Annotated in this window: 9 protein-coding genes and 1 other RNA gene; 2 read left to right on the forward strand and 8 right to left on the reverse strand. The window is 66.4% G+C overall.

Annotated features, from left to right (window positions below):
* The 8 genes from N5J73_RS23700 to N5J73_RS23735 all read right to left on the reverse strand — a co-directional run.
* Positions 1–838: SirB1 family protein (locus N5J73_RS23700; RefSeq protein ID WP_279941365.1), on the reverse strand; the 838-nt coding region annotated here is incomplete at its 3' end.
* Positions 839–1,212: 374 nt separating this feature from the next.
* Positions 1,213–1,659, reverse strand: coding sequence for a DUF192 domain-containing protein (locus N5J73_RS23705; RefSeq protein ID WP_049449701.1), 447 nt, complete (start codon positions 1,657–1,659; stop codon positions 1,213–1,215).
* A 21-nt stretch (positions 1,660–1,680) separates the two neighbouring features.
* Positions 1,681–2,328: a ribose-5-phosphate isomerase RpiA gene (gene rpiA, locus N5J73_RS23710; RefSeq protein ID WP_164078698.1), complete on the reverse strand. Its 648-nt coding sequence runs from the start codon at positions 2,326–2,328 to the stop codon at positions 1,681–1,683.
* A gap of 22 nt (positions 2,329–2,350) precedes the next feature.
* The gene (locus N5J73_RS23715; protein WP_019338636.1) at positions 2,351–2,830 is read right to left on the reverse strand and encodes an EVE domain-containing protein; all 480 of its coding nucleotides are present in this window, start codon (positions 2,828–2,830) and stop codon (positions 2,351–2,353) included.
* Positions 2,827–3,420, reverse strand: a complete 594-nt coding sequence (locus tag N5J73_RS23720) for a 5-formyltetrahydrofolate cyclo-ligase (RefSeq protein ID WP_049449699.1) — start codon at positions 3,418–3,420, stop codon at positions 2,827–2,829. Before N5J73_RS23720 ends, N5J73_RS23715 begins: the two co-directional genes overlap by 4 nt.
* A gap of 83 nt (positions 3,421–3,503) precedes the next feature.
* Positions 3,504–3,689: non-coding RNA, 6S RNA (gene ssrS, locus N5J73_RS23725), on the reverse strand.
* Positions 3,690–3,841: 152 nt separating this feature from the next.
* Positions 3,842–4,138 (reverse strand): cell division protein ZapA, encoded by a 297-nt coding sequence (locus N5J73_RS23730; protein WP_005410899.1) that lies wholly within the window; start codon positions 4,136–4,138, stop codon positions 3,842–3,844.
* On the reverse strand, positions 4,135–4,356 hold the full coding sequence (locus N5J73_RS23735) for a TIGR02449 family protein (RefSeq protein WP_043034082.1): 222 nt from the start codon (positions 4,354–4,356) through the stop codon (positions 4,135–4,137). The genes N5J73_RS23730 and N5J73_RS23735 overlap by 4 nt, the downstream gene beginning before the upstream one ends.
* A gap of 153 nt (positions 4,357–4,509) precedes the next feature.
* Here N5J73_RS23735 and N5J73_RS23740 point away from each other — a divergent pair, with 153 nt between their 5' ends.
* Together N5J73_RS23740 and N5J73_RS23745 are read left to right on the forward strand one after the other, a co-directional pair.
* On the forward strand, positions 4,510–5,058 hold the full coding sequence (locus N5J73_RS23740) for a YecA family protein (RefSeq protein WP_049449697.1): 549 nt from the start codon (positions 4,510–4,512) through the stop codon (positions 5,056–5,058).
* 5 nt (positions 5,059–5,063) lie between these two features.
* Complete coding sequence (locus N5J73_RS23745) at positions 5,064–6,386, forward strand: aminopeptidase P N-terminal domain-containing protein (RefSeq protein ID WP_088480401.1); 1,323 nt, start codon at positions 5,064–5,066, stop codon at positions 6,384–6,386.
* Positions 6,387–6,820 lie beyond the last annotated feature (434 nt).

A 6,820-nucleotide genomic window follows, 5' to 3' on the forward strand; every position in this document is an offset into this window, starting at 1 on the left:
GCCGCGGCACCGGCCCGCCGAGGTCGATCAGCTTCTCGCGCAGCCACTGTGCATCGCTGGCCTCGGGATTGCGCTTCAGGTACTGCCCCAGGTCGTGGCGGGCACCGGCCAGATACTCAAGCTGCAGATAGGCCAGGCCGCGGTCGCGCAGCGCGTCGTCCTGCTCCGGGGCCAGCTTCAGCAGGCGGTCGGCACTGCGTGCAGCGCGGTCCCATTCGCCGGCCTCGGCGTAGACGCCGTGCAGGTTACGCAGCATGCGCATCAGGATCGCGCGCGCCGGCGCCGGGTCGAGGATCTGCGCCAGCACCTGGTCGTCGGGCATCTGCCCGCCCAAGTGTGATTTGGCCCGCTCGCGCAGTTCGTCCACGTCCAGCGGGCGGCCACCGTTGAACGGGTCCATCACCAGCACGCCGTCGTCCACCGGCAGACGCACCAGGAAGTGGCCGGGGAAGGACACGCCATCGAGCGGAATGCCCAGTCGGCGCGCGACTTCCATCTGCACCAGCGCCAGCGAGATCGGGTTGCCCAGTCGGCGTTCGAACACCTGGTTGAGATAGCTGTTGCGCGGGTCGTAGTACTCGTCGTGGTCGCCGCTGTAGCCCAGCTCGTCGAACAGGTGGCGGTTGATCGCCGCCATTTTCAGCGGGCTGTCGTCGATGCTGTCCACTTCCGAGCGGAGGTGCTCGACATGGCTCTGGATCAGCGCGTCATAGGTCGACGGCTGCAGATCGGGGTATTCATCGCGTGCGATCAGCAGCGCGGTCGGCAACAGTGGCAGCGCCTCGTCTTCGAGGTCGGCCAGTGCATCCCAGTCGGGGAGAGAGATCCGGTCCTGCATGACCACAGACTGGCGTCATTCGCAGGCGGTTTCAAGCGGTGCCGCGTGAAAAGAACATCGTCTTGGAACTGTCGTGTCGACCAAGGTCGACACCTACCAACAGCCGCCGGCCAACTGTCAGAGGTGGGGCGGTGTGGGCTTGCAGGACCGCAGGCGCCATGGATGGCGCCTACGAGCCCCCAAGGGTGAGGGCGCTTTGCTTGCGAAGCACTGCTTCGCAAGCGCCCGAACGCACAGCCGCCAGCGGCTGGGCCGGACCGCGGAGCGGGGTTTACGGCGTGTCCTGCAGGCCCACACCGCCCCGCCATCTCTCGGTAGCCAGCTTTTGCCTTTGATGTTGATTCGGCGGGTGCCGGGCGCAGCCCGGCCGTACCTTACTTTTCGATGCCCGGGCCGAACTTCAGCTCCGTCCCATCCTTCAGCTTGAGCTTCTCGGCCTGGCCAGCGTTGAGTTCCAGCACATAGCGCGCCGGGCCTCCGCTGGGGTAGGGCGGGCACATGTCGCCGGCAGAGCACGGCGGCACATCGCGCTGCTGGCTGACCAGCTTGCGCTGGCTGTCGAAGTACAGGATGTCCAGCGCGATCTTGGTGTTCTTCATCCAGTACGCCTGCATTTCTTCGCGGTCGTGGATGAACAGCATGCCGTGGTCGGCCGACATCTGGTCGCGGAACATCAGCCCGCGCGCGCGGGTTTCATCGTTGGTAGCCAGCTCGACCTGGTAGCGGGCGCCATCCAGCTCGACCCAATGGCGGGCCGCGTCGGTGGCGCAGCCGGTCAGGGCCAGCAGCGGAAGCATCAGCAGCGAACGCAACAGCGACATCGTCAGGATCCTTCGAAAGGGTCAGAGCACGACCGGCGGCTCGCCGCCGACGATCACCACATCGGCGCGACGGCGCGCGAACAGGCCGACGCAGACCACGCCCGGCAGCTGGTTGAGCTCGCGCTCCAGCTTTTCCGGATCGGTGATCTGCAGGTTGTGGATGTCCAGGATCTGGTTGCCGTTGTCGGTGACCACGCCTTCGCGCCAGGTCGGCTGGCCGCCGGTCATGTCGCGGATCTGGCGGGCGACCAGGCTGCGCGCCATCGGGATCACTTCCACCGGCAGCGGGAATTTGCCCAGCACCGGCACCTGCTTGCTCGGGTCGACGATGCAGATGAAGCGCTCGCTGGCCTCGGCGATGATCTTCTCGCGGGTCAGTGCGGCACCGCCGCCCTTGATCAGGCACTTGTTGGTGTCACACTCGTCGGCGCCGTCCACGTACAGCGACAGGTTGCCGCTGTGGTTCAGCTCGATCACCTCGATGCCGTGCTGCTTCAGGCGCGCGGTGCTCTGCTCGGAGCTGGATACGGCGCCCTTGATGCGGTGCTGGATGCGGGCCAGGGCATCGATGAAATAGGCCACGGTGGAACCGGTGCCGACACCGACGATCATGCCGTCTTCTACGTACTCGATGGCTTTCTCGGCGGCCAGGCGCTTGGCTTCGGACATGGGAGAACTCTCAGGCAGGGAATCAGGATTTCTTTTCCAGCGACAGCAGCAGCTTCCACTGCGCGGCCGTCACCGGGAACACCGACAGGCGGTTGCCCTTGGCAACCAGCGGGAAGCCTTCGCCGAGCTCATCAGCGTGCAGCTTGATCTCGTCCAGCGCGATCACCTGCTTGAGCTTGCGGTCGAAGGCCACGTCCACCAGCATCCAGCGCGGGTTCTCGCGCGTGCTCTTGGGGTCGTGGTAGTCGGATTTCGGATCGAACTGGGTGTCGTCCGGGTAGGCCGTGCTGGCCACCGTGGCCAGGCCAACGATGCCCGGCACCTTGGTATTGGAGTGGTAGAACAGGATGCCGTCGCCCACCTGCATGCCGTCGCGCATGAAGTTGCGCGCCTGGTAGTTGCGCACCCCGTTCCAGGGTTCGACCTTGACCTTGGCCAGGTCATCGATGGAGAAGGCGTCCGGTTCGGACTTCATCAGCCAGTAGCGCTTGCGGGCGGTCATGCGTTCACGGGGGCAGCGGAGGGGAACAGGGTGCCGTCTTCGGTGCAGATCGCATCCACCGGCACGTCCCACGACGCCACCGGCAAGGACTCGACCTGCTGCACCGCAAACGCAGCACCGACCAGCCAGGGCGGCGCCGGCCGATCGTGGCGGAAGGCGAAGCTGCGATCATACCAGCCGCCCCCCATGCCCAGCCGCCGGCACTGTGTGTCGAAACCCACCAGCGGGGTCACCACCAGCGCCATCTGCGCCGGTTCCAGGGTGTCTTCCACCGCCACGTCCGGTTCGGGAATGCCGTAGCGGTTGCTGGTCAGCGGCTGCCCCGGCCGCCACGGTGCGAAGCGCAGCACGTCGCCGGCCAGCACCGGCAGGCAGTAGGTGAGTCCTTCGGGCAGCTGTAGCTGCCAGCGATGCAGGGCGATTTCGCCATCCAGCGCCCAGTAGCCGGCCACGGCGCCTTCGCGCGGGGCGAACGGCAGGGCCAGCAGGGCATCGGCGAGGGATTCGGCGGCGGCGATGCGCTCAGCGGCGGGAAGGTCGCGGCGGCGTTGCCGCAGGTCGTGGCGCAGGGCCTGTCGCGGGTCGGTCATGGCAGCGTGCGGCAAGGATCAGCCGTCATTGTGCCGGAAAGAACAAGGGCGACGCCCGAAGACGCCGCCCTTGCTGGAATATTGCATTCTCCGCAATGTCGATGCATGCGAAACGACCTTGAACCCGGGGGCTCAAGTGGGAACGCTGGAGAACCATCGGGCTTCCCGCTACAAGGCGGACCTGCACTCCCGGCGCTGTCGCGCTCCCGGTGTCGTTCTTAAGGGACAAGGCGAATGTTTGCACATGCCGTCGAGTACCGCAGAGAACGCGTGGCCATTATAGCCAGCGTGCAGCATCTGGATAGGCCGTTCGTCGGCAACAGTCCGTGCCAATTCAGATATGAGAAAAGGGGACGGAGGGGATTAAGACGTTTCCAGCACGGAAGGGGCAAATGCGCCTTGATTCCCTCCGTCCCCTCTTCTATGGGGTGCCGTCGATCGCGCGGTCCAGGCGCCGGTTCAGGTCGGCCAGCGTCTGCTGCAGCGCCACCGCCTGGCGGGCGTTCTCGTCGCGCAGCAGCTGCAGTTCGTGGGCCAGGTTCAACGCAGCCAACACGGCGACGCGATCGACCGCGGCCATGCGGTTGCTGCCGCGGATCTCACGCATGCGCGCGTCCAGCAGGCGTGCAGCGGCCATCAGGCTGTCGCGTTCATCGCCGCCGACGCCCACGGTGTATTCACGATCGAGGATGCGGACACTGACCGGTTCGGCGCTCATGTGTGCTGCTCCAGGGATTTGAGCCGGCTGATCATCGCTTCCACCCGCGAGCGTGCCTGCTCATTCTTGGCCAGCAGCGTCGAACGCTCGGCCACCAGCTGTTCCTGCTGGTGGCGCAGGCTGCGGTTCTCCTCGGCCAGGCGCTGGTTGCGGTCAAGCAACGCTTCCACGCGGGCAGCGAAGTCCTGCAGCTGGGCAAGGGGATCGGCGGGTTCCATGCGGGCACGATAGGCAAGCCGGGTAAGGCCGGTCAAGCGTTGTCGCAGCAAGGCTGGACGGCTGCGGAGAGGATGCCGTCGGGTTGCTACACTACGGGGTCTCACGGGCGCGCGCGTGCGCGCCCCGGGTTTCCTTTCCGAACGAGCCGCACGATGACCGAACTTCCCTCCGTCGACGACGTTACCCGCGCCAGCCAGGAACTGGGCCTGGGCGCCACCGCTGCCGAGCTGCACGGCGCGCTGTGTGGCTGGCTGGCCGCCGGCGGCGCCCCCGGCAACGACTGGCCGGCGCGCGTGCTGGCCGACGACAACCTGCCGCCGGTGGCCGCCGACAGCGTGCTGGGGCAGCTGCTGCAGGCCACCATCAAGCAGCTGGAAGACCGCGACTTCGCCTTCGAGCTGCTGCTGACCGACACCGACGACGTGTCCGCGCAGGCCGATGCCATGTTCAGCTGGACCCGTTCCTTCCTGGGCGGCTTCGGTCTGGGCAGCGGTGGTAACCGGCCAGCCCTGTCCGAAGAGGGCGAGGAAGCGCTGACCGACATGGCCAGCCTGGCGCGTGCTTCCAGCGAGGACTTCGAGGCCGGTGGCGATGATGACGACGAAGCCCTGTCGGAGATCGAGGAATTCATCCGCGTGGCGGTGCTGCTGCTGCACGGTGACGTGGTGCTGGCCTCGCGCCACCGGCAGCGCCTGAACTGATGGACATCAAGCAGCGCACCGGCATCGCGGCCGGCGAATACAAGCGTCGCCGCCGCCAGCTGATGGACATGGCCGGCGAGGACGCGATTCTGGTGCTTCCGGCCGCGGCCGAGAAGGTGCGCAGCCTCGATACCCATTACCCGTTCCGGCAGGATTCGGATTTCCAGTACCTGAGCGGCTTCCCGGAGCCGGAAGCGGTGCTGGTGCTGATCCCGGGCCGCCGCCACGGCGAGGCCATCCTGTTCTGCCGCGAGCGCGATGCCGAACGCGAGGCCTGGGACGGCAGCCGTGCCGGCCAGGACGGTGCGGTAGCGCAGTTCGGCATGGACGATGCCTACCCGATCGACGATCTGGACGACATCCTGCCGGGCCTGCTGGAAGGCCGTTCGCGCGTCTACTACCACTTCGGCCGCGACGCGGATTTCGACCTGAAGCTGATCGGCTGGGTCAACCGTGTACGTTCGCAGGTGCGCCACGGTGCGCAGCCACCGCATGAGTTCCTTGAACTGGGGCACCTGCTGCACGAGCAGCGCCTGTTCAAGTCCGGCGCCGAAGTGGCGCTGATGCACCACGCCGCGCAGATCAGCGTGCGTGCGCATCTGGCGGCGATGAAGGCGGCCAGGGCGGGCATCCACGAGTACGAACTGCAGGCCGAGCTGGAGCGCGTGTTCCGTGCCAACGATGCCGTGCCGGCCTACTGCAGCATCGTCGGTGCTGGTCGCAACGGCTGCATCCTGCATTACCGCGACAACAACGCGCGTTCGCGCGATGGCGAACTGGTGTTGATCGATGCCGGTGCCGAATACCGCGGCTATGCCAGCGACATCACCCGCACCTTCCCGGTGAACGGCCGCTTCAGTGCCGAGCAGCGTGCGCTGCACGACCTCGTCGGCGATGCGCAGGCCGCTGCGTTGGCGCAGGCCAAGCCAGGCGTACCGTACGAGAGTGGCCACCTGGCCGCGGTGCAGACCCTGACCGAAGGCCTGCTGCGGCTGGGCCTGCTGAAGGGCACGCTGGAAAAGAACCTGTCCGAAGGCTTGTACCAGCGTTTCTACCGGCACAAGACCGGGCACTGGATCGGGCTGGACGTGCACGACGTGGGCGATTACCGCCTGGCAGGCGATTCGCGCCTGCTGGAGCCGGGCATGGCGTTCACCATCGAGCCGGGGCTGTACATCGGCGTGGACGATACGACGGTGGAACCACGCTGGCGCGGCATCGGCATCCGTACCGAGGATGATGTGCTGATCACCGACGACGGCCATCGCGTGCTGACCGAAGGCCTGGCGCGCAGTGCCGACGAGATCGAAGCGGTGATGGCGGGGTAAGGGGTGTTCTGCAGGGCTTGCAGCCCTGCACCTGCTTCAAGCCAGGGCAACAGCAACAGCGGGCATTCCGTGGGATGGCGGGGCACTGTGGGTTTGCGGGGACGCCGTGAATCCATCCCTGGAGGCTTGGTCGCCGCATCCATGCGGCTCACACCCCGCAAACCCACAGTACCCCGCCTTCGACAGGTTCACGGGGCTGTTGGTGGGTGCCGACCGTTGGTCGGCACATCTGTCAGATATCGAATGAATCATCCACGCATGGCGTGGATATACTGGCAACTGCGATTGTTGGGGCGGGCGGCTGTTGGTAGGTGTCGACCTTGGTCGACACAGAGCGAGCGCAGCGAGCGACCCGCTTCTGCTTTTCTTTATTTCTTTTCCGTGGTTGGACGCGGCAGGAAACTGTCAAAGGCCGGGCGGGGTGGGTTTGCAGG

Origin of the sequence: Stenotrophomonas sp. GD03654, from assembly GCF_029845105.1 — a bacterium.
GTDB lineage: Bacteria > Pseudomonadota > Gammaproteobacteria > Xanthomonadales > Xanthomonadaceae > Stenotrophomonas > Stenotrophomonas africana.